The sequence below is a fragment of the Geobacter sp. SVR genome, assembly GCF_016865365.1.
Classification (GTDB): Bacteria; Desulfobacterota; Desulfuromonadia; order Geobacterales; family Pseudopelobacteraceae; genus Pelotalea.
This window is the reverse complement of sequence record NZ_AP024469.1, coordinates 1,844,073-1,869,061: the sequence shown is the minus strand read 5'-3', so window position 1 is coordinate 1,869,061 and position 24,989 is coordinate 1,844,073. Positions and strand designations below refer to the sequence as shown.

24 protein-coding genes and 1 tRNA gene are annotated in these 24,989 nt (G+C 58.6%); 7 read left to right on the top strand and 18 right to left on the bottom strand.

The genetic code is table 11. The features are described 5' to 3' along the window. Positions 1-295: 295 nt before the first annotated feature. Positions 296-523 (top strand): hypothetical protein, encoded by a 228-nt coding sequence (locus GSVR_RS08645; RefSeq protein WP_173199042.1) that lies wholly within the window; start codon positions 296-298, stop codon positions 521-523. Between the two features lie 104 nt (positions 524-627). Here the strand turns inward: GSVR_RS08645 and GSVR_RS08640 are convergent, their stop codons facing one another. The 8 genes from GSVR_RS08640 to GSVR_RS08605 all read right to left on the bottom strand — a co-directional run bounded on the left by GSVR_RS08640 (position 628) and on the right by GSVR_RS08605 (position 10,264). Then, complete coding sequence (locus GSVR_RS08640; protein WP_173199043.1) at positions 628-1,089, bottom strand: hypothetical protein; 462 nt, start codon at positions 1,087-1,089, stop codon at positions 628-630. Between the two features lie 159 nt (positions 1,090-1,248). Next, positions 1,249-4,386, bottom strand: a complete 3,138-nt coding sequence (locus tag GSVR_RS08635; RefSeq protein WP_173199044.1) for an efflux RND transporter permease subunit — start codon at positions 4,384-4,386, stop codon at positions 1,249-1,251. A 98-nt stretch (positions 4,387-4,484) separates the two neighbouring features. Further along, on the bottom strand, positions 4,485-5,888 hold the full coding sequence (locus GSVR_RS08630; RefSeq protein WP_173199045.1) for an efflux RND transporter periplasmic adaptor subunit: 1,404 nt from the start codon (positions 5,886-5,888) through the stop codon (positions 4,485-4,487). A 123-nt stretch (positions 5,889-6,011) separates the two neighbouring features. After that, the gene (locus tag GSVR_RS08625; RefSeq protein WP_173199046.1) at positions 6,012-7,316 is read right to left on the bottom strand and encodes a TolC family protein; all 1,305 of its coding nucleotides are present in this window, start codon (positions 7,314-7,316) and stop codon (positions 6,012-6,014) included. A gap of 23 nt (positions 7,317-7,339) precedes the next feature. After that, the gene (locus GSVR_RS08620; RefSeq protein WP_173199047.1) at positions 7,340-8,005 is read right to left on the bottom strand and encodes an ABC transporter ATP-binding protein; all 666 of its coding nucleotides are present in this window, start codon (positions 8,003-8,005) and stop codon (positions 7,340-7,342) included. 194 nt (positions 8,006-8,199) lie between these two features. After that, positions 8,200-9,360: an FtsX-like permease family protein gene (locus GSVR_RS08615; RefSeq protein WP_173199048.1), complete on the bottom strand. Its 1,161-nt coding sequence runs from the start codon at positions 9,358-9,360 to the stop codon at positions 8,200-8,202. After that, positions 9,360-9,824, bottom strand: a complete 465-nt coding sequence (locus GSVR_RS08610) for a DUF2318 domain-containing protein (protein WP_173199049.1) — start codon at positions 9,822-9,824, stop codon at positions 9,360-9,362. The genes GSVR_RS08615 and GSVR_RS08610 overlap by 1 nt, the downstream gene beginning before the upstream one ends. A gap of 14 nt (positions 9,825-9,838) precedes the next feature. Continuing rightward, positions 9,839-10,264: a heavy-metal-associated domain-containing protein gene (locus tag GSVR_RS08605; protein WP_173199050.1), complete on the bottom strand. Its 426-nt coding sequence runs from the start codon at positions 10,262-10,264 to the stop codon at positions 9,839-9,841. A gap of 317 nt (positions 10,265-10,581) precedes the next feature. Here GSVR_RS08605 and GSVR_RS08600 point away from each other — a divergent pair, with 317 nt between their 5' ends. Then, complete coding sequence (locus GSVR_RS08600; RefSeq protein ID WP_173199051.1) at positions 10,582-10,842, top strand: hypothetical protein; 261 nt, start codon at positions 10,582-10,584, stop codon at positions 10,840-10,842. 120 nt (positions 10,843-10,962) lie between these two features. Here GSVR_RS08600 and GSVR_RS08595 read toward each other — a convergent pair whose 3' ends face one another. Then, the gene (locus GSVR_RS08595; RefSeq protein ID WP_173199052.1) at positions 10,963-11,424 is read right to left on the bottom strand and encodes a peptidylprolyl isomerase; all 462 of its coding nucleotides are present in this window, start codon (positions 11,422-11,424) and stop codon (positions 10,963-10,965) included. Between the two features lie 451 nt (positions 11,425-11,875). Here GSVR_RS08595 and GSVR_RS08590 point away from each other — a divergent pair, with 451 nt between their 5' ends. Next, on the top strand, positions 11,876-12,430 hold the full coding sequence (locus GSVR_RS08590; RefSeq protein WP_173199053.1) for a carbonic anhydrase: 555 nt from the start codon (positions 11,876-11,878) through the stop codon (positions 12,428-12,430). Between the two features lie 131 nt (positions 12,431-12,561). Here GSVR_RS08590 and GSVR_RS08585 read toward each other — a convergent pair whose 3' ends face one another. From GSVR_RS08585 to rimI, 7 genes are all read right to left on the bottom strand, one after another. Further along, positions 12,562-15,186, bottom strand: a complete 2,625-nt coding sequence (locus GSVR_RS08585; protein ID WP_173199055.1) for a PAS domain S-box protein — start codon at positions 15,184-15,186, stop codon at positions 12,562-12,564. 258 nt (positions 15,187-15,444) lie between these two features. Further along, entirely contained in the window at positions 15,445-15,720 is a 276-nt protein-coding gene (locus GSVR_RS22375) for a DUF6538 domain-containing protein (RefSeq protein WP_370552066.1), read from the bottom strand. A gap of 89 nt (positions 15,721-15,809) precedes the next feature. After that, positions 15,810-15,907 (bottom strand) — tRNA-Sec (locus GSVR_RS08580). A gap of 52 nt (positions 15,908-15,959) precedes the next feature. Then, entirely contained in the window at positions 15,960-16,637 is a 678-nt protein-coding gene (locus tag GSVR_RS08575; protein ID WP_173199057.1) for a sulfite exporter TauE/SafE family protein, read from the bottom strand. Beyond that, the gene (locus tag GSVR_RS08570) at positions 16,634-17,548 is read right to left on the bottom strand and encodes a dihydroorotate dehydrogenase (RefSeq protein ID WP_173199059.1); all 915 of its coding nucleotides are present in this window, start codon (positions 17,546-17,548) and stop codon (positions 16,634-16,636) included. The genes GSVR_RS08575 and GSVR_RS08570 overlap by 4 nt, the downstream gene beginning before the upstream one ends. A gap of 4 nt (positions 17,549-17,552) precedes the next feature. Continuing rightward, the gene (locus tag GSVR_RS08565; RefSeq protein WP_173199061.1) at positions 17,553-18,371 is read right to left on the bottom strand and encodes a dihydroorotate dehydrogenase electron transfer subunit; all 819 of its coding nucleotides are present in this window, start codon (positions 18,369-18,371) and stop codon (positions 17,553-17,555) included. A gap of 80 nt (positions 18,372-18,451) precedes the next feature. Continuing rightward, positions 18,452-18,904, bottom strand: coding sequence for a ribosomal protein S18-alanine N-acetyltransferase (gene rimI, locus GSVR_RS08560; protein ID WP_239077492.1), 453 nt, complete (start codon positions 18,902-18,904; stop codon positions 18,452-18,454). Positions 18,905-19,023: 119 nt separating this feature from the next. Here rimI and GSVR_RS08555 point away from each other — a divergent pair, with 119 nt between their 5' ends. The 4 genes from GSVR_RS08555 to GSVR_RS08540 all read left to right on the top strand — a co-directional run bounded on the left by GSVR_RS08555 (position 19,024) and on the right by GSVR_RS08540 (position 23,636). Continuing rightward, entirely contained in the window at positions 19,024-19,467 is a 444-nt protein-coding gene (locus GSVR_RS08555) for a MarR family winged helix-turn-helix transcriptional regulator (RefSeq protein ID WP_173199063.1), read from the top strand. After that, positions 19,448-20,749: a TolC family protein gene (locus GSVR_RS08550; protein WP_239077491.1), complete on the top strand. Its 1,302-nt coding sequence runs from the start codon at positions 19,448-19,450 to the stop codon at positions 20,747-20,749. Before GSVR_RS08555 ends, GSVR_RS08550 begins: the two co-directional genes overlap by 20 nt. An 11-nt stretch (positions 20,750-20,760) precedes the next feature. Beyond that, on the top strand, positions 20,761-21,894 hold the full coding sequence (locus GSVR_RS08545) for an HlyD family secretion protein (protein ID WP_173199065.1): 1,134 nt from the start codon (positions 20,761-20,763) through the stop codon (positions 21,892-21,894). Between the two features lie 182 nt (positions 21,895-22,076). After that, positions 22,077-23,636 carry a DHA2 family efflux MFS transporter permease subunit gene (locus tag GSVR_RS08540; RefSeq protein WP_173199067.1) on the top strand — a complete coding sequence of 520 codons (1,560 nt, stop codon included), beginning with the start codon at positions 22,077-22,079 and terminating at the stop codon, positions 23,634-23,636. A gap of 237 nt (positions 23,637-23,873) precedes the next feature. Here the strand turns inward: GSVR_RS08540 and GSVR_RS08535 are convergent, their stop codons facing one another. Together GSVR_RS08535 and GSVR_RS08530 are read right to left on the bottom strand one after the other, a co-directional pair. Next, complete coding sequence (locus tag GSVR_RS08535; protein WP_173199069.1) at positions 23,874-24,587, bottom strand: YkgJ family cysteine cluster protein; 714 nt, start codon at positions 24,585-24,587, stop codon at positions 23,874-23,876. 128 nt (positions 24,588-24,715) lie between these two features. Continuing rightward, entirely contained in the window at positions 24,716-24,925 is a 210-nt protein-coding gene (locus GSVR_RS08530; RefSeq protein WP_173199071.1) for a hypothetical protein, read from the bottom strand. Between the last annotated feature and the right edge of the window lie 64 nt (positions 24,926-24,989).

Sequence of the window (24,989 nt, the reverse complement as noted above, 5' to 3'; positions counted from 1 at the left end):
AGTTCTTATTATTATTGCTCCCTATAGCGAACAAACATAAAACATGCCAATCGTAAGTACTGGAAATCAGGTATTCAAGGTATCAGGTATGCTCCCGGGCTTTTCGATCAACACTCGCCCGGAGGATGGGCGAGTATTTGAAATCCGCTGACTGACTGGATTTCTGCGGATTTCAGCATGCCGCAATTTTTTTGCGGACGGCCTGAATCTGCACACGGTAACACACGGCAAAACCTGGATTGTGGCGGAGAGACGAAAAATGCTATAGTGTGATTTACAAAGGAAGGAGACGCGGATGAAGCTGGAACAAATCCCTGCAGCGGAATACCGCAGCCAACGGCAGGAATCCCCGACGGGATTCGAAAAACCTGCTCAAAAAAGAGGATCCACCTCTCCGGTCCTGCCGGACGATGTGGTGGAGCTGACGCCGGCCCAGCCGGAGAAAAATCCCCTGGCATCACCGTCCCAGGCGGTTACACCTCTCGAAAAAAAGGCGCTTTTGTCTTTTTCAGTTCTCGCCTGAGACGCCTTCACGGGACGGAAAACATCGTCCCGCCATCTGAAGGCTGAAAAACGATGGGCTGGTCCCCTAGGGGACCAGCCCATTTGACGTCATATCGGCAACAGCTACTTTACCGTGTACCAGAATTTTGAACTGCGCACCTTGCCGTCCTTCAGCTGGAACTTGCACATTACGCCGTATTTGCCCTTGGCCGACATCTCGAAGTCAGCTCCGAAATGTCCCTGCATGCCCATCAGATCCTTGGTCTGCTCCGATTTGTCCGGCCCCTGAATCTTGACCTTGACCTCCCCTTCGGTCAAAGGCTTGCCGGTTTTGACATCCTTGAACTCAACGGCCAGATGATGGGTCTCCTTGACCCCTTTCGGCAGCTCCATGTTCATGGCCTTCATGTGATCCTTCATGCTCATGAACCGGAAGGTGGCCTTGACCCCATCCACCACCTCTTCATGGGCCGCGCTGCCATGCCCCATCTCATGTCCGCCCCCATGCCCCATATCCATTGCCGCGAAAGCGGCCGGTGCGGACAGTGCCAATGCTGCTGCCAGTGCGAGTACCAGTTTTTTCATCTTCATTTCTCCTTTTTTTGATTTTACTAATCGGCTTCGACTTTTTCGTCAGATTGGTGCACCCGCAGCCGGTCCCGCGGAGGCGTAGCAGCGCTACGCCGCACAAAAGGACCGGCGAGGACGGTACCAAGCTGGCGGAAAGGGCGGAGCCGTCCAAAACTAATGCTTCATCCCCGAATATTTCAGCGTCCCCTTCTTCAACTCCCGCTTCTTCATCAGGACGAAAATCACCGGGGTCATGATCAACACATGCACCGCCGACGAAATCATTCCGCCGATCATGGGGGCTGCGATCGGTTTCATCACGTCCGCCCCCGTGCCGCTGGACCACATGATCGGGACCAGGCCCAACAACGCCACTGCCACGGTCATCAGCTTGGGACGCAGGCGCAGCACCGCCCCTTCGAAGGTGGCGTCGTAGATATCCTGCTCCGTGCAGGGGCCGTTGATCAGCCGTCGGTCGAGCGCCTCATGCAGATAGATCACCATTACCACCCCGGTCTCCACGGCAATGCCATACAGGGCGATGAAACCGACCCAGACCGCCACCGAGAGGTTGTAGCCCAGGGCCGAGACAAGATAGACCCCTCCCACCAGGGCGAACGGCACCGACAGCATGACCATGCTGGCCTCCAGGGCCGAATGGAAGGTGAAGTAGAGCAGTACGAAGATGATTATCATGCCCAGCGGTATCAGCACCTGCAGGCGGGCCTTGGCCCGGATCTGGTTCTCCCACTGCCCCGACCAGGTCACGTAGTAGCCGGGGGGCAGCTTGAGATTCTTTTCCAGCACCTGCTTGGCCTCGGTCACGAAGCCCCCCATATCGCGTCCCCGCACATTCAGGAACACCAGCGAGCGCAGCATGCCCCCTTCGCTGTTGATCTCGGGAGCGCCGCCGGAGATTTTCAGCCTGGTGACCAGCGAGAGCGGCACCTGGGTTCCTTCCATGCCGGTCACCAGGATGCGGCGGATAGCCGGGATACTGTCACGGTAGTCGCGCAGGTAGCGGATGCGGATCGGGAAGCGGTTGCGCCCCTCAACGGTGGTGGAAAGCATCTCCCCACCCAGGGCGGTTTCGATCACCTCCTGGATGTCTCCCACGTTGACACCGTAGCGGGCCGCGGCCTCGCGGTCGATGTCGATGTCGATGTAGTTGCCGCCGGTCACCCGCTCGGCCACTACGTCGGCCGCCCCCTTGATCGGCTTCAGGATCGCCTCGGCCTGAATCGCCAGGTCCTTGAGCACGTTCAGGTCATTGCCGAAGATCTTGACCCCCAGGTCGGTGCGTACCCCGGTGGAGAGCATGTTGATGCGGTTGATGATCGGCTGGGTCCAGCCGTTACGCACCCCGATCTGCTGCAGTCTGCTGTCCAGTTCGGCCACGATGTCGGCCTTGGTGAGACCCGGACGCCATTTATCCTTGGGCTTGAGGATGATGATGCTCTCGAACATGGAGACCGGGGCCGGGTCGGTGGAGGTTTCGGCCCGGCCGACCTTGCCGAGCACGTGCTCAACTTCGGGCACACTCTTGATGATGGTGTCCTGCACCTGGATCAGCCGCTTGGCCTCGGTGATGGAGACATTGGGGAGCGTTACCGGCATGTAGAGCAGCGAGCCCTCGTCCAAGGGGGGCATGAACTCGCTGCCCAGGCGGGCAAACAGCGGCACTGCCACCAGCAGGGCTATCACGTTCAGGGCAATGGTGGTCTTTTTCCACTTCAGCACCCAGCGTATTACCGGCGAGTAGAGCCGGATGAAGAAAGTCGAGACCGGGTTGGCGCTCTCCGGCGGCATCTTGCCCCGCATGAAGAAGTACATCAGTACCGGCACCAGGGTGATGGCAATCAGGGCCGAACCCATCATGGAGAAGGTCTTGGTAAAAGCCAGCGGGTGGAACAGCTTGCCCTCCTGCCCTTCCAGCATGAAGACCGGCACAAAGGAGAGCACGATGATCGCCAGGGAAAAGAAGATGGCGCGCCCCACCTGTTTGGAACTGGCAATGATCACCTCCAGCCGCCTCCCAGCGCGCTGGTCGGGTGGCATCTCGGAGAGGTGGCGGTAGCAGTTTTCCACCATGATCACCCCGGCGTCCACCAGCACGCCGATGGCAATGGCTATGCCCCCCAGGGACATGATGTTGGAGGTCACCCCCATCAGCTTCATGGTGATGAAGGCGATCAAGACCGAGATCGGCAGGGTCAGCACGATTACCAGGGCGCTCTGGAAATGCAGCAGAAAGGCCAGGATTACCAGTGAGACCACCACAGACTCCTCCAGCAGCGAATGCTTGAGAGTATCGATGGCCCGGGAGATCAGGTCGGAGCGGTCGTAGGATACCGCGATCTTCACGCCCGGGGGCAGCCCCTTTTCCAACTCCCTGATCTTGTCCTTGACCCGCTGGATCACGTCGTTGGCATTCTCGCCGTAGCGCATCACCACGATGCCCCCCACGGCCTCACCCTCGCCATTGATCTCCAGCAGGCCGCGCCGGATGGCGCCCCCCATCTGGACCGTACCCAGATTCTTGAGGTAGATCGGCGTGCCGCGCATGTCGGCCCCGACCACGACGTTCTCCAGGTCGGCCTTGGATTTCACGTAACCGCGGCCGCGGATCAGGTATTCCGCATCCGCCTGTTCGACCAGCCTGCCCCCCACATCCTTGTTGGAGGCCTTGACCGCTTCCAGCACCGTGCTGAGCTTCATCTTGTAGGCGAACAGCTTGTTGGGGTCCAGGTCGATCTGGTATTCCCGCACGTAGCCGCCGATGGAGGCCACCTCGGCCACCCCCTGGACCGTGTTGAGCTGGTAGCGCACGAACCAGTCCTGCAGGGTGCGCAACTGCTCCAGGTCATACCCCTGACCCTGGATGGTGTACCAGAAGACGTGCCCCACGCCGGTACCGTCGGGCCCCAGGGTCGGGACCACGCCGGGGGGCAACTGGGCGGCAGCGTAATTGAGCCTCTCCAGCACCCTGGTCCGGGCCCAGTAGATATCGGCCTTGTCCTCGAAGATGACGTAGATCATCGAGAAACCGAAGGCGGAGGAGGCCCGCACCGCGCGCACCTGGGGCAACCCCTGCAGATTGACCGCCAGCGGATAGGTCACCTGGTCTTCCACCACCTGGGGCGAGCGGCCGGGATACTCGGTGAACACGATCACCTGGTTGTCGGACAGGTCCGGGATGGCATCTACGGGGGTCTTGTGCACCGCCCAGGCCCCCCAGGCGATGATCAGTCCGAAGACCATCAGCACGACGATGCGGTTTCTGGCGGAGTATTCGATGATTTTTTCGATCATTGTAAACCTCGGGGATCAGGGACCGGGGATCAGGGACCGGTGACAGACAAAAAGCCTTTACCGGTCCCCGGTCCCTGGTTCCTGGTCCCTGCATTTCATCACATTTTCATATCATCCATCTTCAGACTCCCCTTTGCGGGCGCCTGTTGTGCCGGAGATGCGGCCGGGGCTTTCTGTCCGGGTGCAGCCCCGCCGTGCTGGCTGTGGTCCTGGCCCCCTGCCCCCTTGAGCTGAGACTCGGAATCGATCAGATATCCGCCGGAGACCGCCACCTTGTCCCCCGGCTTGAGCCCCGACAGGATCTGGATCTTGTCGTCCACCCGCTCTCCTGCCTGTACGTCGCGCGGTTCGAAGGTGCCGGGAGAAGATTCCACCCATACCACCTGGCGCTTGCCGGTATCGATCACCGCGCTGATCGGCAGGACAATGCCTTTTGCTACCGGTACCCGGATGATGGCGTTGACGAACATGTCCGGTTTCAGCATGGAGCCGGGATTGGCCATTTCGACCCGGGCCTTGACCGTATGGGTCTTGGGGTCGTGAAAGGGATACACGAAGCTGATCCTGCCTCTGGAGGCCATCCTGGGGTCGGCCGAGGAGCGGATTTCCACCTGCTGCCCCACCCGCACGAACGGCACCTCGTTTTCGAAGATGTCGATCTCCACCCAGACCCGGGAAAGGTCGGCGATATTGAACAGCACCTCTCCGGTATTGACGTACTGCCCCTGCTGCACCATTTTTTCGATCACTACCCCGGAAAGCGGCGTGTAGATCGGAAGCCGGATGGTGGGTTTGCCGGCCCGTTCAAGCTCGGCGATCTGGCTCTCCTTGACACCGAACAGCATCAGGCGCTGCTTGGCCGAAGCGACCAGGCCGTCCCCATTCTGGGCGATGGAGGGTATCGGCGAGTTCTTCAGCTGATCGCGGCTTTTGACCGCCAGCAGGTATTCCTGCTGGGTGGCCAGCAGATCGGGGGAATAGACTTCGGCAACCGGCTTGTCCTTGCTGACAAAGGCCCCCACGGTACTGACATTGAGCTTGTCGATCCTGCCGGCTATCCAGGCAGTGACCTTGGCCTGGCGCGACTGATCGTACTGCACGATGCCGACGGCATTGATCTCCTTGTTGAGGATGCCCGGCTTCGCCTCCACCGTAGCCACATTGGCCATGATCCGCTGGGTGGGCGAAAGGGCCACGCGGCCGAGCATGTCCGCCTGCTGTTTCTGTTCCGGCGTCATGGTCGCGGCGTTCTGGGCGTCATTGAGCTTCTTGATCAGCTCCATACCGCAGATCGGACAGGTGCCCGGCTTGTCCTTGATGATGAAGGGATGCATGGGACAGGTGTAGAGCGGAGTGGCCGATTGCTCCTGCGTGGCATGACCGTCGCCCTTGTGCAGGCCGGGCGCCTTCGAAAGCTTGCCGGACCTGTACAGCCAACTGGCTGCCACCACGGCCAGAGTAAGGATGGTCAGGGGAATGGTGATTTTCTTGTTCAGTGCCATGTCTGGAACCTCTTAATGTAATGGAACCCGGAAAAAGCTGTACCAGCGGATAAAGTCAGATGCGGAGCCAGGCAGACATGCCTAAAATCTGAAGTTATCTGCTTTTACCGCCTGTACTGCGTTCTATTGCTTTTGACTCCCCGACAAATCAGCCCCCACCGCGGCCTCCAGCTGCGCCAGGCGTATCATGTATTCTGCCCGGGACTCGTACAGCTCCCGCTCGTAGTTGAACAGGTTCACCCGCCCGTCCAGCAGGGTCAGGAAGTCGACCTTGTTGACCCGGTAGTTGATGACCGCCGACTCCAGGGCCTGTTCGGCCTGGGGAATGATGCCCCCTTCGTACAGTTCCACCAGCTTGCGGCGGCGCTCCATTTGGGCCAGGGAATCGTTGATGGCAAATCCGATGGAATTCTTCAGGGCATTCAGTTCATCGGTCGCCATGGCGGTTTCCGACGTGGATTCAGCCAGCATGGCCTGTCGGCGCTCACGCTGAAAGGGCAGGTTGAAGGTCAGGCCGAGGCTGAACATGTTGTAACCCGGGTCTTTCGTCATGTCCGTGGAAACAGCCTCACGGAACATGTATTCGAAGGAGAGGTTGAAATCGGGATAGAATTCTTTCTGCGCCAGGCGGTGTGCGGCCTGTCCCTTGTCGGCCAGGCTGGCCAGACTCTTGATCTGGGGACGGTTATCGAGGGCCAGGCGGTTCAACTGGTCGGCCGTCAGCGGGACCTGCGGCAGGGTAAAATCCGGGATGCGCCCCACAGGGGTGTCTGCCGGGCGGAACGCCAGGTAGTTGAGATTGGCTTCCAGGCTCTTGCGCTGTTGCCGCAGGGTGATCTGCATGTCGAGCATCTTGGATTTTTCCAGCCCCGCCTTGTAGATATCCTGCTGCACCCCCTGCCCTACGGAATACTTGGATTCGGCAATGCTCACGAAATCCGTCAAAATCTTCAGGTTTTTCTCGACGATCTCCAAACCCTTATCGATGGCCCAGATCTGGTAGCAGGTCTCCTTGACCATGCGGGCCAGTTCCAGCTTGCGTTCCTCGATGTTCCAGCGGTAGGAATCGGCCTCATGCCGGGCCACCTCCTGCCGCAGAGCCCGTTTGCCCCAAAAGGGAAGCTGCTGCGAGATGCCGATCACCTTGCCGGACTGGGGGTCCTTGTTGAACACGAACGGCTCGCGGGCCAGCATGTTCTGCAACTTGAACATGAACATCGGGTCGTCCAGCGCCCCGGCCTGTTGGGCCTTGCTGGCGAACATCCTCCAGCGGGACTGGGAAGAGCGCAGTTCCGGGTTGTTGTCGATCGCCGCAGCAACCAGGCCGGCCGGGTTCTCCGCCGGCACGTTCGGCGCCTCCGCCCATGCCGCTGCGGAGTGGGCCGCCACGAGCAGCATCAGCAGGCCAGTGAGAACCTGTTTTTTCATGGCATCTCCAATCGCTCCTCTTTTCATACCACCATACCGTCCTTGAGGGTGATGGTACGGTCCGCATAGTCCCCATTCTCGGGATTGTGGGTAACCATCACCACGGTCTGACCGGCATCGTTCAGCTCCCGGAACAGCGCCATGACCTCCTGGCTGTTCTTGGAATCCAGGTTGCCGGTGGGCTCGTCGGCCAGCAGGATGTGGGGGTTGTTGACGATCGCCCGTGCGATGGCCACCCGCTCCTGCTCGCCACCCGAGAGCTGGTTCGGCAGGCGGTCCAGCTTGTTCCCCAGCCCCACCCTTTCCAGGGCCTGCCGCGCCGCCGTCCTTTTGGCCGCAGTGCTCGTCTTTACGATGGCCAGCGGCAGCATGACGTTTTCCGCGGCGGTCAGGTAGGGGATCAGGTGAAACGACTGGAACACAAAGCCCAGGTTATTCGCCCGGAAATCAGCCAGTTTTTCGCCGGGCAGCCGGTACAGCTCAACGCCGGCCATTTCCACCTCGCCGGCGGTGGGATGGTTCATGCCCCCCAGCACCGACAGCAGGGTGCTCTTGCCGGAGCCGGACTGCCCCATGATGGTGATGAATTCGCCAGCTTCGATGGTGATGTCCACGCCGCGCAGCGCCTCGACCACCTCGCCGCCGCTGGTGTACTCTTTTCGTACGTTTTTCATTTCGATCAGTGCCATATAACTCCACCCACTACTTTTTTATTCCGACCAAGGGAGCCTGAATCAAGCCTGTTAAGAGGCGGTCAATTTTTCGCAAGGTCAAGGAAGGCAAGAGCCGACGCGGAGGCGTAGTACCCTGAAGGGCATAAACAACGCTACGCCGCACAAGGAGGCCCGAAGCCTGACGCCGAGATTGCGGAAAAGTGGCCGCCTCACAGCGCCCGCAGGGCTTCGGTTGGGTCCATCCTGCTGGCATGCAACGCCGGATACAGGCTCGCCAGCAGCCCCAGCACTAGAGCCAGCGCAATCGAGCCCCCCGCCACCCAGCCATCCCACAGCAGCTTGGCATTCTTGCTCTCCGCCATGAACGGCAGGGCCAGCGTGGCACCTCCCATACCGGCGGCATAGCCGAGCAGACCGGCCAGCAGGCTGACCAGGGCGGCCTCCAGCAGTATGATGCGCATGATGTGGCTCTTCCTGAAGCCGATCGCCCGGAAGACGCCGATTTCGGTGGTGCGTTCGTTGACGCTGCCCATCATGGTCACGAACACGATCAACGAACCGATGAATATCACCACTCCGGCCATGGCATAGGAGAAGCGCTTGAACTGGTCCAGGGCCTTGAGGCGACCTTCCACCACCTGCTGAATGGCCGAAACCTTCGCATCGGGCAGCTTTTCGGCGATCTGGGTCACCATGTCGCCGATGGGGCAGCCGGAACAGAGGGCCGCCACTTCGGCCAGGGTAATTTTGCCCTCTTTGTTGAGGAGCTTCTGGGCCTTTTTCAGCGAGGCGAACACCAGCGCGTCATCCTGGGAGCCGGTCTGATCCAGCACGCCGGCCACGGTAAATTGCTCCCCCTGGATGGTCAGGCTGTCGCCGGAAGAGACATTGAGCACCCTGGACGCATCGGAGCCGAGCAACAGATCCCGTTCGGATTTCGGCTCATGGCCGAAGACCTTCCACCACTGCTTCATCTTCAGCTCGCTCGCAAAATCGACCCCCACCAGCAACACATCGTGGCTGTCGATCTTGACCCCTCCCAGGACCTTGGGAGACACGGCCGAGATGTTCCTGCTGTTGGCGATGGTCCTGATGGCAGCCAGGTCATCCTCGCGGATCTCGCGCTGGTCGAAGGTCACCCCTCCCAGGCTGATACCGCCGTAGTTCATGGCCAGACCGTTGCTCCGGGGTGTCACCAGGATATTGGCGCCGAACTCGTCCATCTTGCGTTCGATATCGCTCGACATGGAGCGGGTCAGGGTCACCAGGGTGACGATGGTGGCGATCCCGACCATCAGCCCGATCGTCAGGAATGCCATCTTGGCCTTGCGGCGTTTGAGATTGTTGATGGAGATGGAATGCAGCTTCATCAGAAGTATCTCGCTCCTGCCTTGAGATCATCGGCCTTGATCGAGATGGTGCTGCCATTCACCAGGTGGGGCAGATAACCGGGGTTGCAGCCGCCGGTGGCATTGGGGCCGAGGCGGTCGATGGCGAACTTCTGGTTGCAGTTCTTGCAGTTCATCTTGTCTCCCTGCTGTTCATAGCCCTTTTTGGCCTTGAAACAGGCGTCGCAGGCGTCGAAGGCGGTCTTGTAACTGCCGTCGGCGGTTTTGACGGCAAAGAAGCTGATTTCCTTGCCGCCATCCTCGATTTTGTAGAAGTGCACTTTGCCGTCAGCCAGTTTCGCCACCGGCACGGTGACAATTCCGTTGCTCGCTTTCACTTTCTCGTATTTACCCAGTGAAAAAGCGAATACTCCGGCTGCGCCAATCAGCAGCACGCCTGCAACGATACCTGCCCATACTCCCCGTTTCATACGCTGTGTCGCCATGTGTTCTCCCTTTTTCAGCTTTTTTTGCCGGTTCCGCATCCGCCACCCTTGCCGCCGCAACATCCCGACTCCCGGGCCGCTTTTGCGCCGATATCTCTTCCGGTAATCTGCCGGAACTGCTCCGGCGTCAGCACCAGATGAACGTTACTGCCGAAGCCGACGCTGCTGACCTTCTCTGCCAGCGACTCCGGCTTGACGCTCTTCGTGTCATAGCCCACCACGACCCAGCCCCCTTCGACATCAATCTCGGTGGCCGCCACCCCTTTCATCGCTTCCAGGGCCTTGCTGATCGTGCTCGAGCAACTGCCGCAGGTCATGCCCTTGGTGCTCAAAACCGCCACCGAGTCGGCAGTTGCCCCAATCCTGACATGAAAGGCAAGCACTGCAAGCAGTGTCATGGCTGCCACGATAATGACCGCAGTGAATAGTCTGTTTTTCATGGATTACTCCTTGAACGTGTATTGCTGGATTAATGGGTTTTCAAGGAATGTGCCACAATTCAAAAAAATTCAAGCCCTTGAAATATTGAAAAAAATCATATCGACCGCATGCATATCGCCACTCAGCATGCAGAATATTCTGCACCCTGTGGACTATTCGGCAGACTTCGGGCCTCCCTTCTCTCTCACACGAGATAGCCACATTCTCGCCTCCAATCGGCCTGTATTGACATTTCACGGAGCAGGAGACAAACAACTGTTGTTCATTAAAAAGTTATCTGGTATGGCAGTAGCTACACTACATTCAGGTGCGGGTCATGATCGAGCAGGTTATAAAACGGATTGTGGAACGGCGCGGAATTTCGTTGCCGGAAATATCGATGGTGGATGGGAACACCGTGGGGGCACTGGGTGTGTACCTGCTGAAGCTGAAGCTGGAGGGGCAGACTTCAGCTGCCCTGGTATATAAAACCGATCTCGAAAAACTGGAGATGGGCGAGCTCTGCGACAGGTTCGAGGTTTCGCTGGATCACGCGATATTGAATCTGAAACTGAAGGTGCTGGGGCGCCAGTCGTGAAATCCATGGGGATTTGATGAGGCCGGGGCCCCGCATCTGCAGGAACGTTGAATCACACAAAAAAACCGCCTCTTTTCGGCGGTTTTTTCTTTCCATCTGTTGTAGTAAAAGGCCTGGACCTCAATCGCCCCTGTTTCCGCTTGATTCTATTTCCTCGGCAGTTGCCGGCCGCACCGTCTCCACGGTGCACTCGAAAACAAGAACCATCCCCGCCAGCGGATGATTGCCATCCAGCACGACCTTATCCCCGGCAATATCGGTGACCCTGAAGATCGGTCCATCCTCGTTTTCGTCGCTCTCCAGCTGCATGCCTATCTCCACCGGCTCGCTGAAGATGGATGCGGGCTCCACTCGTACGAGTTCGGCATCATATTCGCCAAAGGCCTCGCCCGGCTGCAGGGTCACTGTTATCTTGTCGCCAACGGATTTGCCCTCCAGCGCCGCTTCGATGCGAGGAAAAATATCCTCATAACCGGCATGCAGGTAAACGAGAGGTTCGGCTCCTTCATCGATAACCTCTCCATCCAGGTCTGAAACCTTATAACTGAGGATTACGACAGTATTTTTGGCTATTGTGCTCATGGCCTTTCTCCGACTTTTTTCCGAGTTTGAAATTGCATCGCGAATAAACCGAGGAATCGGTTGGCTGCAAAGGGGGTTACAATGGATGGCGAAACATGGCAAGTGCAAAATTTTCTGGTAATCACCTGATTATGAAGTCTTTTTTAAATTCGACCTTAATCAGCCACCCCTGAAGCTACTTTGTCTCTATCCTGCCGGAAGAAAAATATCATACCTCGTGCAGCAAAGTCACCCACAATTGAGACACCTTGTAACTCAGGCATGACATGGATCTGGGGTTATGTGTGTGGGGATATGAATGCACCTCTGATAATCTCTGGTGCTAGGCCAGGTAGCCCGGACCTGCACCAGCCGTTTGCCGATATGAGTATTTCTTTGGTCTATGTGTCTTCCTTACATTGACATCCTTGGCCCTTGATAGTAATTAATGCGAGAAAGGGGGATACGTAAAATGAGCACGATAGATAACATGCTTGAATATAACCTTAAATTTGTCGAAGAAGAAAAGTATAAGCAATATGAATCGACAAAATATCCTAACAAGAAAACTGCCGTACTTTCCTGCATGGATACACGGCTTATGGAACTCTTACCAGCAGCACTCAATTTTAAGAATGGAGACATACACGTAATAAAGACTGCTGGTGCAGTTGTCTCACATCCGTTTGGCAGTGTGATGAGAAGTTTGTTGCTTGCGATATACGATCTGAATATAGAAGAGATTTTAGTTATTGGTCATAGTGACTGTGGAATGCAAGGACTTGATACTTCAAAGCTAATTCAGAAAATGCTGGATAGGAATATCCCGAAGACCCAAATAGAGATGATCAACTATTGCGGTATAGATTTCTGCAGTTGGTTGAAAGGTTTTGAAAATGCCGAGGAATCTGTAGCCAAATCCGTTTCGCTTATAAGAAATCATCCATTGGTACCAAAGGATATAAATATCCATGGTTTCCTTATGTGTTCAGAGACAGGGAAGCTTACAAAAGTTCCAGATTGTTGACTGTATATGCGTACAAGCAAAAAGGGACTTAGGTGGCAAGTGCACCTAAGTCCTTTTTTTAGCACATGGGAATCAAATTAATCACATAACATGACGTTTATACATTTGTTTATATAGCGATAGCGATTTCTTCATCCCCTTGCACCAACCGTGAAGTAAAACGTCGCCCCCTTTCCCGGTTCCCCCTCGGCCCATATCCGCCCGCCGTGGCGCCGAATGATGCGGTCTACCGTGGCCAGTCCTATGCCGAAGCCTCTCTGCTCCGAGGTTCCTGTGAGCCGCCGAAATGGGATGAAGAGGTTGCCGGCATCACTCATGTCGAATCCGGGGCCATTATCGCGTACGAAACATGCGGGTTCGCCATCTATCTCGGTCGCGCCGAAATCTATTGCTGCGTCATCACGCTTCGACGTGTATTTATAAGCGTTACCGAGAAGGTTGTCCAGGACCACCCGCAACAGTTCCCGGTCCCCGTCAAGCACAACCCCTTCGCTGATTCTGAAGTCGACATTGCGTTCCGGTGCGCTCCGCCTCAATTCTGCAGCCACAGCCAGTGCCATGGCTGACAGATCGAGATTTTCCCGGTGCGGTTCGGCGTGGGCCATGCGGGAAAAATCGAGCAGGGCCGAGATCAGCTTATTCATCCGCAAAGCACCGTCGTATGTCTGCTGCAGGTAAGCTCTGCACTCTTCATCCAGCGTGACACCGCATGCCTCCATCATTATCTGGCAGTGGCCGCTGATGAGGTTCAATGGACTGCGCAGGTCATGGGCCACAGTGTAGTTGAACGCCTCCAACTCAAGGTTGGCTTTCTCCAGTTCGACGGCCCGAGCAGCAACCTCGGCATTTAGCCGCACGATTTCTTGCTCCGCCTGCTTGCGGGCGGTGATATCCTCAGCAAGAATGACCAGTCCCCCGATCTCTTTTGAGTTCTTGTACCACGGCGTGATTTCCCAATGAGTCCAGACGGATGTGCCGTCGTCCCTTTCCCAATGGTCAGCCTCATTCCGTTCCGTTGCTCCTGCAAGGCAACGTCTGTGAACCTCTTTCCATCTTTCCGGTATATCGGGGAAGATATCGTAATGGCTGCGATCACGAACGTCCATGTCTTTCAGGCCAAAGGCTTTAAACCAGCGGCGACTTGCATAGACGTACTTCATATCCTTGTCAACCATGACGATGGGTACGGGGGAATGTTCGACAAAAAGCCGGAGTGTCTCTTCCCTCTGTCTCAGTGCTTCCTCCATAACCTTGCGAGCGGTGATGTCTTCCACGAGGCTTAGTATGTACTGATCCCCGTTAAAACCGATGTACTCAGCGGAAAAGAGGCAGGTATGGGTTTGGCCGTCCTTCCCCCTGATCCGGACTTCGATGTTGTTGGCCGATCCCGTTTCTTCAAGGGCTTCCAGAATTGCGTTACGGTCAGACAAATCTTCCCAGAGGTTGAGCTCCAATGCCGACCGGCCGATCATTTGGTCTCGCCGGTATCCTAGTGTTTGCAGCATTGTTTCGTTAACATCAATGAATATCCCATGCTTCAGAGTAGTGATGGCAAGCAATGCCGGGGCCTTCTGAAAAACCGTTACAAACTTTTTCTCCGATTTCAGGATCGCCTCTTCTGCCCGCTTCCTCTCAGTGATATCCTGACAGACCACCAGCACATTCAGGGCGCCGTTCAGGTTGTACACAACTCGGGCCGTTTCCTCCACCCACAGCAGCTCCCCGTCCTTGCGAATCTTGCGGGACTGCCATCGGTACACCTGGTCCGGGTTCTGCCTGCACCTTTCCAACTGCTGGACAATGGCGGAGCGGTTCTCTTCATGAAATATCTTCAGAACCGACTGGCCTGTCAGTTCATAGTCCCGATAGCCCAGCTGATCGGTGCAGGCTGAGTTGGTCGAGATAATGGTACCATCCGCATCAAGAGTAAAGATCATGACAGGGCTTTCGTCATGTAAAGCCCGAAACCGTGCTTCACTCAGGCGCAGCGCCTCAGTCGCCCTCACGCCCTCGGTGATGTTTAGGGCAATGCCGCCAACACCTGTCGCTTTCCCTTCGGCACCAAGAATCGGAAACTTGTTGACGATGAAATGATGCTCAACACCGTCGACGCACATGACCTCTACCATTTGCTGGCTCGTCATTGTGGCAAGTACCCGTGCATCATTCTCACGGAGCTGTCGCGCGGTCTCCTGCGGGAATCCATCTTCGTCGGTTTTGCCTGTACGGTCGGGGAAGAAACTGCTGAGAGGGGGGGCGTTTCCCGCGCTCCAGAACACGTATCGGCCATCCAAATCCTTGATCCAAGCCGGGGCTGCAAGGTTATTCATAAAAGAATAAAACCGCTGCTCAGACATCCTTTGTGCCTGTAAATCGCGCTGTCTTTGAATGGCGGACCGTATCGAGTGTTTCAACAGAGCGCCGGTTACTTCTACCTTGTTCAGATAGTCGTGGATGTCCGTCTGCAATGCTTCCAGAGCGGCTTCCTCATCGTCGGAACCGGTAATTACGATGATCGGCGTCTGTCTCGTCTGGTCCCGTACAGCCAACGCGGTTTCAAGCCCCTGACTGTCCGGAAGATCGAGATCCACTATGATGGCATCGAAGTTCCGGCTCCGCAGCAGGCTAAGTCCGTCCGCGAGAGTTCTGACCTGCTGCACCGAGAAGACAGGTTTCCGGGATTCCGCTAGCATTGTCACCATGGATTGCGCAGGAGAGTCCTCAAAAATGAGTATTTCTACCGGCGATTTTTCCATCTGTTTACCTCGGCAGCAGTTCTACAAAATATTATACTTCAGATCTGCCTGACAGCGCGGTGCTACCGTATGAGTTTGGTGTTGGGATTCCATGCAGGTGGTGTTATTGGAGCATCCTGGGGGCTCGTACATTCAGGTATTGCTCAACTATCTCCGAGAGTAGCGGTGACTGCCTCCGTGACTGTCCCGGTTGCTCAGCCCTCGGAAGGAGTTGTGGAGGCTCACACGCTGACGGCTCCAAATTGGGCGCAGGAGCGTTCATAGGGGAAGCGGCAGGCGAACCCTTCGTGACCGATTCATGGCCCTGTCAATGGATTCTCGCGCCTGCTCAGCACTGATAAAGCCGGAACGCAATAGAGTGAACGTTCTGAAGATGTTTTGACGGAAAGGGAGAGCCGTGAGCCGTGCAGTTTTAGCGTCCCGAGTCTTGAGGGACTTCACAAGCTCCATGCCGGGTAAGGTTGCGGTGAGATCAGAGGGGATGCGGATACGAACGTGATAGTGTCCGTTCCTGTTAAGCAGGTAAGACGACATAAGCCCTGATCCTTTTCTGTGTAGCAAAACAGGTTACACAGGAGAACCAAGGCTCAAACTATTGCAACAAAATCAACTAGTTACCTTGATGGCGGAAGCACATGGGAATCGAACCCACCGGGGAGATTTCTCATCCCCCCCACCAGTTTTGAAGACTGGGCGGCCCACCAGCGACCGACGTGCTTCCTCAATGTCAAAGACTGTACCACAAGGTATGGCATATTACTGCCGAAAAACTGCTAATGGTGATAATGCCCCATGGCGGCCACTATTCTCCACAGCCCGAAAGCCCCCAGGCCAGCCACTGCCAGCCCCGTCAGGCGCTGCAGCATGATGCCGAAGGAGGCCGACAGGGTCGCGGCAAGCTGGCCGTAGATCATCAGAGCCGGTAGGGTCCCCAGCCCGAAGGCCAGCATCATTGCTCCCCCTTTGAGCCAGGAGTCGCTGGTAGCTGCGGGAAGTAGCACCCCGTAGACCATGCCGCAGGGGATCAGTCCCATCATCAGCCCGGCCGCGGCCAGTGCCCCTGGCGAGGCACGTCGGGCGGCACGCCCCAGGGCTGCCCCTAAAAACCCCCAGCCGCTGCCATCCAGGGAGGATAGGCCGAAATTCCACACTCCGCAGACTGTGGCCAGGCCGACGACCATCACCACAGCGTTGGCCGCCGCAAACAGCCACAGGAAATACGGCTTCAACGCGGTCAGCAGAGCGGTCTGCGCAAGAAAGCCGACTGCCAGCCCCAGCAGGGTGTAGGTTGCAATGCGGCCGCCGTGGTAGGCCAATTGCCCCATGAAACGCCGCTGCGGCGACTGTGGCGCACCGGCCAGTGCCAGGGCCGTAACGATCCCGCCGCACATCCCCAGACAGTGGACGCTGCCTGCCAGTCCCGCCAGAAAAGAGAGCCAGAGCTCGGTCATGCCTCCAGGGCGCCAATCAGACTGGTGATGCTGTCGACCTTATTCTCGACCAGCCAGGCTTGCATCTCGTCAGCGATCTGCTCGGCCGCACCGGGATTGATGAAACTGGCGGTACCGACCTGCACCGCGGTCGCACCGGCCAGGATGAACTCCAGCGCATCGGTGGCGTTCATGATGCCGCCGATACCGATGATCGGCAGCTTGACCGCCCGGAACACCTGCCACACCATACGCAGGGCGATCGGCTTGATGGCCGGACCGGACAGACCGCCGGTGACATTGGCCAGCACCGGCTTGCGGCGCTGCAGGTCAATTGCCATGCCGGTCAGGGTATTGATCAGCGACAGAGCGTCGGCACCGGCGTCGGCGCAGGCCTGGGCCATGGCCACGATATCCGTGACATTGGGGGAGAGCTTGACGATCAGCGGTTTGGATGTGGCGGCGCGGCAGGCGCTGACCACGTCGGCGGCGCATTTCGGATCGGTGCCGAAGACAATGCCCCCCTGTTTGACGTTGGGGCAGGAGATGTTCACCTCCAGGCCGGCCACCTCGGGCACCTCGTCCAGCCGCCGCGCCAGTTCGGCGTACTCGTCGATAGTGTAGCCAAAGAAATTGGCGATGGCCGGAGTATTCACCTGCGCCAGAAAGGGGGCCTTCTTGGCGATGAAGGCGTCGATGCCCACATTCTGCAGGCCGATGGCATTCAGCATGCCGCCGGGGGTCTCCACAATGCGCGGGGTGGGATTGCCGGCCCGCGGCTTGAGCGACAGCCCCTTGGTGACAAAGGCGCCAATCTTCTCCAGGTTCACATATTCCGAAAATTCCTGGCCATAGCCAAAGGTGCCGGAGGCGGTCATCACCGGATTGCGCAGTTCGATGCCGGCGATTGTGACGGACATATCAGGTTTCATGGTATCAGCACTCCCATCCCAGTTCATTGGCATCGAAGACCGGGCCCTCGGCGCAGACGCAGCGGAAATCCGGCGTTTCTGGCGTATGGCCGTTCCCCGGCGTGACGCACCCCAGGCAGGCCCCCACGCCGCAGGCCATGTAGCCCTCCAGCGACACCTGGCAGGGGATCGAGCGGGCGGAAGCGATGCCAGCCACGGCGTTCAGCATGCCGTGGGGGCCGCAGGCAAAGATCGAGGCAGCGCCCTTGACCTGATCCAGGCGCCTGACCAGTGCCTCGGTCACCAGCCCCTGCTCGCCCAACGAACCGTCCTCGGTGGCCACGTAGCACTCCACCCCCAGCCGCTCGAACTCTGTGATGCAGAGGATGTCGTCCCGGGTGCGGCCGCCGGCGAACAGGCGCACCGGAGAGTTTTTCACCAGTTCCCTGGCCAGCAGATAGAGCGGCGCCAGGCCGACCCCGCCGCCGACGATCAGTTTCTCTTCCCCGGCCGTTCCCATATCAAAGCCCCGCCCCAGCGGGCCGAGGATATCCACCAAGTCGGTTTCGTGCAGCGTGGACAGCAGGGCGGTCCCTTTGCCCACCACCCGGTAGAGCATCTCGAAACAGGGCTGCGCAACGGCCCCGGCATGGGCCGGCTGGTAGGTGCCGACATCGAAGATGCCGAACGGACGCCGCAGGAGCGGGTCGATGGCGCCGTTGACCCGCACCATAACGAATTGCCCGGGAGCCGCCGCAGCGAACTCGGGGGGAGCGGTCAGGCGCATGCGCCAGTAGCCGGGCGAAACCTCGGCATTGGAAAGAATCATTGCGGTAAACTGCATACGTGGACTCCCCTGCGAATTGTTGAGAAATTATTGAAAATGTGTTGACGCCGTAACTACCGGAGCATGCTTTCCCGGGGCTACAGCAGTGTTTTTTCCATCAGGATCGCGTCTTCGGTGCCTTCGTAGTATCCCCGGCGCACGAAGTAGCGGACAAAGCCATAGCTCTCGTACAGGGCAATGGCGGCCCGGTTCGACTCGCGCACCTCCAGTGTCAGCAGCTCTGCTCCCCGTTCACGTGCGGTGCGGATGGCCGTGTCCATCAGCAGCCGCGCAATTCCTTTTCCGCGCTGCAGCCGTGCCACGGCAACGTTGAGGATCTGAGCCTCCTCGAACAGCGACATCAGACAAAGATAACCGATCACCGTCTGATCCTGCACCGCTACAAAGGGGATTGCAAGGGGCGAATGGAGTTCCTGGATGAAATGCTCCAGCTTCCAGGGGTTCGGGTAGGCATCCTGCTCGATGGCCAGCACCGCATCCAGATCGGACCGTTCCATCGGGCGTATGATCACTGCGACTGGCGCGGACATGGCCGAACATGATATGCAAAAGACCGGATATTGTAAACGGTTTTTCAAACCAGGCGGCTTATTGACAGCATACTGATAATATGCATAATGAGGACATTTGCGTCGCACGAGGTAAAAGTATGTTCGATGTCGAGAAAAGCCTGGGATTCCTGCTGGCAAAGGCCTACCAGCGGGCATGGGCCCTGTTCAAGGAAGCCCTGGACCCGTATGAAATAACCCCGCCCCAGTTCGGCCTGCTGGCCTTTCTCTGGCAGCAGGACGGGCTGACCCAGGTGGAACTTTCCGAAAAAAGCCAGGTGGACCGCACCACCGTCGGAGGCCTGATCGACCGCCTGGAGCGCACCGGCATGGTCGAACGCCAGCCCCATCCCCAGGACCGGCGGGCCCATATGATACGCCTGACCCCAAAGGGGAAGACCATGGAAGACCAATTGACCGACGCAGCCCAGCGGGTGATGGAACAGTTCACTGCCGGCCTGGCCGACACGGAGATCAACGACCTGGTCAGGATGCTGGAAACCCTGCGCGGGGAAAGGAAGGTCTATGAAAAACCGGTATATTGACAGGCTGGTCGTAATCATCGGACTCGGCATGGTGCTGTCTCCCCTGCCCTGGATTTCCTCCACCGCAGAGGCCGAGACGCTGACCCTGAAGCAGTGCCTGGAACAGGCCGACCATGCCAATCCGGCCCTGCGGACCGCGGCCTGGGACCGGTCCATTGTCCGGCAGAATGCCCGCCAGACAGCCTCAGCCCTTTACCCCAGGATCGATATCCAGGGGGGCTACACCGCTCAGCAGGCTGCCCAGGCGGTCAATATCAACGGTTTTTCTGCCGAAACCCAGGAACCGACCTATGCCTTCGCCACTCTGGCCGGCACCTATACGATCTACGACTTCGGCCGGAACAGGGCCCGCGTGCAGCAGGCCGATTCGCAGAGCGATGCGGTTGCCAGCCAGTTCGAGGCGCGGCGCAAGGATCTGGCGCTGCAGGTGATTACCGCCTACTTCGGCATTCTGGAGGCGGGCAGGCTGGCAGCCACGGCGCGCGATGAGATCGTCCAGGTGGAACAGCACCGGCGCGTGGCTCAGGCCCTTTTCGATGAAGGGGCGGTTACCCGTAATGACGTGCTCCAGGCTGAGGTGCGTCTGGCAGCAGCGCGGCAGAGATCCCTGGCAGCCGACAACCGGGTGGAGAACAGCTGGCTGCAGCTCAACTACCTGACCGGCAGCCCCCCCTCATACCGGGCCGATCTGGATTCCCAGGCCAGTGTGGCGGGAGATTCGGCGCAGCCTGTCGACCTGCAGCATATCCTTGACCAGCGCCACGAGATCCAGGCCCTGCGTTACCGCCTCGTTTCCAACGAAGCCGAGGTCCGCGAAGCGCGGGCCAACTTCTTCCCGGAGATCTACACCCGCTTGGCGCTGGATTATGTGCAGAACGACAAGGTGCGCGAACAGGCGATCATGTCGGCAACTGTCGGCCTGAGGTTCAATCTGTTCGATGGTTTCGCCTCCACAGCCACCCGCCAGCGAGCGGTCGAACTGCGCTCGAAAAATCGCGATGCGCTGCGGCAGGCCGAAGAGGAGGTGCGATTGGATGTCGCCACGGCACGCAACGACGTGCGGGTGTCCCGGGAACGCATCGTCGTGACCGAGACGGCCATACGCCAGAGCGAGGAGAACCTGCGCATCAACCGGGAACGCTACCAGGAACGGGTGGGCACTGCCACCGAGGTGCTGGATGCCCAGACCCTCCTCACCCAGACCAGGTTCGACCACGATCAGGCCCTGTTCGATTACCAGGTGGCCTCGGCCCGCCTGAAGCACGCCAGGGGAGAATTATGACGGAGGAAGCGATGTCGGAAGCACTGCAACCTGAACAGATAGCACCAGCCGGCTCTCCCCCGGAAGGGGACAATTCCGGAAAAGATACGGCCGGAAATCCGAAAAACGGCAAGAAAAAACGGAGAGCGATGCTCACCCTGCTGGTTCTGATCGCGGTATGCGGGGTAGTGGGAGTACGCTGGTGGATCAAAGGCAAAACCCACATCGAGACCGACAATGCCTTTGTGGAGGCCGATGTCATCCAGGTGTCCCCCAGGGTGGGGGGCACGGTTGCGCGCGTGCTGGTGTCGGACAACCAGTACGTGAAACAGGGTGAGCTGCTGCTGGAACTGGATCAGAACGATTACCGGGTGCAGGTGGCCAGGGCTGAGGCCGGTGTCGGCGTGGCAACGAACGAGACCGGCGGGGAATACCGCAAGGCCGAAGCAGCCCGTGCCTCGGTCCAACTGGCCGGTGCCAGACTGGACCAGGCCGTGCTGGATCAGCAACGCGCCGAAGCCCTGTTCAAACGGGAGGTGATCTCCCGCGAGCAGCTTGACCGCCTGAGAACCGCACAGCGGGTGGCGCAATCCCAGTTCCGCGAGGCAGAAGAGTCGCTCAAACGAGCCCTGGCCGAAGCGGGGCTTTCCTCGGACGGTCCCAACCGGGCCAAGGTGCTGCAACAGCAGGCCCAGCTCGACCAGGCGCGCCTGCAGCTCTCCTATACCCGCGTTACCGCCCCGACCAGCGGCTACATAACCCGCAAGAACGTGGAACCCGGGGCCAACGTGCAGGCCGGCCAGCCGCTCATGGCAGTAGTGCCGCTGCAGAAGGCCTGGATTACCGCCAACTACAAGGAAAGCCAGTTGACCCACATCCGTTCGGGCCAGCAGGTCGAGTTCCGCGTGGATGCCTATCCCGGCCAGCGCTTCAGCGGTCGGGTGGACAGCATCATGGCCGGTACCGGGGCAGCCTTCTCGCTCCTGCCCCCCGAAAACGCCACCGGCAATTACGTGAAAGTGGTCCAGCGCATCCCGGTCAAAATCCTGATCGACAGCAACAGCGATCCTCGACACCTGCTGCGGGTCGGCATGAGCGTGATCCCCACCGTGCTGGTGGACCGCACGACCGCCGACGTCCTGGGTGACCTGAATCCGTTCCGGTAAATGCACTCCAAGGGTTGGACTGATCAAAAATATTTTTAGACTTTACCTAAACGGCTGAGAAGTTTTCGTAAGGCCAAGGCGGCCAAGGATTTCCGCGGAGGCGTAGCAGCGCTACGCCGCACAAGAGGAATCCGCAGGCCAACGCCGGCATCGCGGAAAATCCTCAGTCGTCACACGACCACATGAGCCACGCAGAAAAGTCCATCAACAAATGGCTGATCACCATTACCGTGATGCTTCCCGCCATCATGGAGATCATCGACACCTCGGTGGCCAACGTGGCCCTGCCGCACATGCAGGGCAGCCTCAATGCCGGCACCGATGAGATCACCTGGGTGCTGACCTCCTACCTGGTCTCCAACGCCGTGGTGCTGCCCATGACCGGCTGGCTGTCGCGGATGTTCGGCCGCAAGCGCTTCCTTCTGTCCTGCATCTGCCTGTTCACCCTCTCCTCGCTGCTGTGTGGAGCCGCTCCCAACCTGGAGACGCTGATCCTGTTCCGCATCGTCCAGGGCGCGGCCGGCGGCGCCCTGATCCCCATCAGCCAGGCGATCCTTATGGAGACCTTCCCCCCTCACCAGCGGGGTATGGCCATGGCAATCTTCGGGGTGGGCGCCATGTTCGGGCCGATCGTCGGTCCGGCCCTGGGGGGCTGGATCACCGATAATCTCTCCTGGCGCTGGATCTTTTACATCAACCTGCCGATCGGCATCATCGCCATTGCCATGTGCCTCTTTTTCATCTTCGATCCTGCCTACCTCAAACGCAGCGCCGCTGCCATGAAAATCGACTACTGGGGGCTGTTCCTGCTGACCACCGGCATCGGTGCCTTGCAGGTGGTGCTGGACAAGGGGCAGCAGGAGGACTGGTTCCATTCCTCCTTCATCATCACCTTCACCATCATCTGTATCGTTTCGCTGGCCGCGTTGATCTGGGTCGAGCTGAAACACGAGCACCCGATCATCAATCTGCGGCTGTTCAAGAACATCTCCTTCTCGGCCGGCAACTTCATCATGTTCGTGGTCGGGTTCTGCCTGTACAGTTCGATCATGCTGATACCGCTGTTCCTGCAGAACCTGATGGGTTATTCGGCTACCGATGCCGGGATGGTGCTGGCCCCGGGCGGGGTCGCGACCCTGATCACCATGCCGTTCGTGGGGGCCGTGCTGCACAAGCGGGACGGCCGCAAGATTGTGTTCGCGGGATTGCTGATCGGCGCGGTTTCGATGTTCATCATGCAGCGGCTCAGCCTGGAGGCGGCCTACGGCGATTTCGTCTGGCCGCGGGTGGTGCTGGGGATCGGCCTGGCAATGATCTTCGTCCCGCTCACCACGGTGACCCTGGCAACGATTTCCCGGCTTGAAATGGGCAACGCCACCGGCATGTTCAACCTGCTGCGCAACATCGGCGGCAGCGTCGGCATTGCCGTAGCGGCCACCCTGCTGGCACGGCTGAGCCAGACATACCAGACAAATCTGGTGGTCCATGCCAACCCCTACGGTACAGCCTGGCAGATGCACCTGTATCAGGTGAAGCAGGCCTTGATCAGCAAGGGACTGGCCGCCACCCAGGCCGACCAGTCCGCGCTGGCCCTCTTGTACGGCATGATTCAGCGCCAGGCCGGTGTGCTGGCTTTCAACCACATCTTCTGGATCGTCGGCGTGGCCTTCCTCTCGATCATACCGCTCCTGCTCCTGCTCAAGCGTCCCACTCAGGCAGTGGAAGGTGGCATGGGGCACTAAAGGTTGTTGAAAAACGGGCACCTCGCCGCCGTCCTCGTCAGCCCTCTTGTGCGGCGTAGCGCTGCTACGCCTCCGCGGGGCTTCCTGCGGGTGCGACGACCTACCCATTTTTGAACAACCTGAAAATCTCAACAACCTCCTGCCCCTGGAGCGTGCAGCAACCGGAAAAAGAAAAGGCCCCGCAGGTTTCGGAAAACCACGGGGCCTTTCTGCGTCGCGTACCTTATACCTGGCAGCCTAACGTTCCACCTGCAGCAGGAAGGGATGATCCGCGCCGGTGGCACTCAGCAGCGCAATCGTCGCATCGTAGCCGTGGCCGCAGGTCTCGGCCAAACCATGCCGCCGGACCAGATCGACCAGCACCGGCATACTGCCGTAGATCGAAAATCCGAATTTTTCGGACATCAGGCGTCCTGCGCGAGCCTCCAGCTCCTGCCCCGTATCCCGCGAGAAGGCGGCATAGTGGGATGGAAATGCCACCGCCCCACGATCCAGCCCCTCCATGAAGTTCTGTTTCTCCCCGGCGCTCAACGCGGAAAAATCGACGGTACACCAGCGGCTGGGCATGGTCGAGAGCAGCGCCCGGCAGGAAAGCGGACGGACCCCGTAGATCCCGCAGGCCCCCTCGTCATCCAGCAAGGGGCAATAGCCGAGCTCCTGCCGGTGCATCCTGAGGTATCCCTTGATATCCCCTACCCGTCCGACGGCCTCCAGCAGGTGGCCGACATACCTCTGCAACGCTTCCGCCTGCACTTCGGTCAGAGCTCCGGCAATGGCCACCGCTTCGGTCAGAGTGGCGTTCACCGCCAGATTGCAGCACTCACGGCAGCCTCTGCCGCAATGTATCGTTCCTCCCGCAGCGGTGTAGTCACTCTTCCAGGCGGCTATGAGCTGGTCGAGGCAGGCCTGTTGATTCCTTATCTCTTCGATCAATCCATCCCACATGTTCATGTTTTCACTCCCGTCGCTACGGTACCATGCCCTGCACACAAAAAAAAAGGATAACGGGCTTACCGCTATCCTCGGTCCCTGTTCCGCGCCGTCAGGGAATCGTATTTCGGTCCAACGGTAACAAAGGGTCATTCGTAGGGAAAATCGGTGATGACCGAGGTGTGCTTGAAGCCAAGGTGGTTGGGATGCATGCAGTAGTAGAACGATCCGGAAACAACGGCATATACGCACCGGGAGTTTCTCTTGAGGCAGTGTGAAAATCGGGGCACGAGCTGTTCCGTCCGGCATTCCTCCTCATTCGGTTCACTGCGTGTGGCTTCATGTGAATCCCTGTGCATACGGGTCCCCCTTCCCCCCTGAAAGTGTTGCTGCCATGTGTGCCACAAAGCATTCCAACTATCG

Bases quoted from the DNA above. Each gene is read 5' to 3' on its own strand.
- GSVR_RS08570 (WP_173199059.1), bottom strand. From the start codon at position 17,548: ATGAAACCTGATATGTCCGTCACAATCGCCGGCATCGAACTGCGCAAT.
- rimI (WP_239077492.1), bottom strand. From the start codon at position 18,904: ATGTCCGCGCCAGTCGCAGTGATCATACGCCCGATGGAACGGTCCGAT.
- GSVR_RS08635 (WP_173199044.1), bottom strand. From the start codon at position 4,386: ATGATCGAAAAAATCATCGAATACTCCGCCAGAAACCGCATCGTCGTG.
- GSVR_RS08585 (WP_173199055.1), bottom strand. From the start codon at position 15,186: ATGGAAAAATCGCCGGTAGAAATACTCATTTTTGAGGACTCTCCTGCG.
- GSVR_RS22375 (WP_370552066.1), bottom strand. From the start codon at position 15,720: ATGTCGTCTTACCTGCTTAACAGGAACGGACACTATCACGTTCGTATC.
- GSVR_RS08535 (WP_173199069.1), bottom strand. From the start codon at position 24,587: ATGAACATGTGGGATGGATTGATCGAAGAGATAAGGAATCAACAGGCC.
- GSVR_RS08565 (WP_173199061.1), bottom strand. From the start codon at position 18,371: ATGCAGTTTACCGCAATGATTCTTTCCAATGCCGAGGTTTCGCCCGGC.
- GSVR_RS08600 (WP_173199051.1), top strand. From the start codon at position 10,582: ATGATCGAGCAGGTTATAAAACGGATTGTGGAACGGCGCGGAATTTCG.
- GSVR_RS08530 (WP_173199071.1), bottom strand. From the start codon at position 24,925: ATGCACAGGGATTCACATGAAGCCACACGCAGTGAACCGAATGAGGAG.
- GSVR_RS08610 (WP_173199049.1), bottom strand. From the start codon at position 9,824: ATGGCGACACAGCGTATGAAACGGGGAGTATGGGCAGGTATCGTTGCA.
- GSVR_RS08550 (WP_239077491.1), top strand. From the start codon at position 19,448: ATGAAAAACCGGTATATTGACAGGCTGGTCGTAATCATCGGACTCGGC.
- GSVR_RS08545 (WP_173199065.1), top strand. From the start codon at position 20,761: ATGTCGGAAGCACTGCAACCTGAACAGATAGCACCAGCCGGCTCTCCC.
- GSVR_RS08630 (WP_173199045.1), bottom strand. From the start codon at position 5,888: ATGGCACTGAACAAGAAAATCACCATTCCCCTGACCATCCTTACTCTG.
- GSVR_RS08605 (WP_173199050.1), bottom strand. From the start codon at position 10,264: ATGAAAAACAGACTATTCACTGCGGTCATTATCGTGGCAGCCATGACA.
- GSVR_RS08645 (WP_173199042.1), top strand. From the start codon at position 296: ATGAAGCTGGAACAAATCCCTGCAGCGGAATACCGCAGCCAACGGCAG.
- GSVR_RS08620 (WP_173199047.1), bottom strand. From the start codon at position 8,005: ATGGCACTGATCGAAATGAAAAACGTACGAAAAGAGTACACCAGCGGC.
- GSVR_RS08555 (WP_173199063.1), top strand. From the start codon at position 19,024: ATGTTCGATGTCGAGAAAAGCCTGGGATTCCTGCTGGCAAAGGCCTAC.
- GSVR_RS08640 (WP_173199043.1), bottom strand. From the start codon at position 1,089: ATGAAAAAACTGGTACTCGCACTGGCAGCAGCATTGGCACTGTCCGCA.
- GSVR_RS08625 (WP_173199046.1), bottom strand. From the start codon at position 7,316: ATGAAAAAACAGGTTCTCACTGGCCTGCTGATGCTGCTCGTGGCGGCC.
- GSVR_RS08595 (WP_173199052.1), bottom strand. From the start codon at position 11,424: ATGAGCACAATAGCCAAAAATACTGTCGTAATCCTCAGTTATAAGGTT.
- GSVR_RS08615 (WP_173199048.1), bottom strand. From the start codon at position 9,360: ATGAAGCTGCATTCCATCTCCATCAACAATCTCAAACGCCGCAAGGCC.
- GSVR_RS08590 (WP_173199053.1), top strand. From the start codon at position 11,876: ATGAGCACGATAGATAACATGCTTGAATATAACCTTAAATTTGTCGAA.
- GSVR_RS08575 (WP_173199057.1), bottom strand. From the start codon at position 16,637: ATGACCGAGCTCTGGCTCTCTTTTCTGGCGGGACTGGCAGGCAGCGTC.
- GSVR_RS08540 (WP_173199067.1), top strand. From the start codon at position 22,077: ATGAGCCACGCAGAAAAGTCCATCAACAAATGGCTGATCACCATTACC.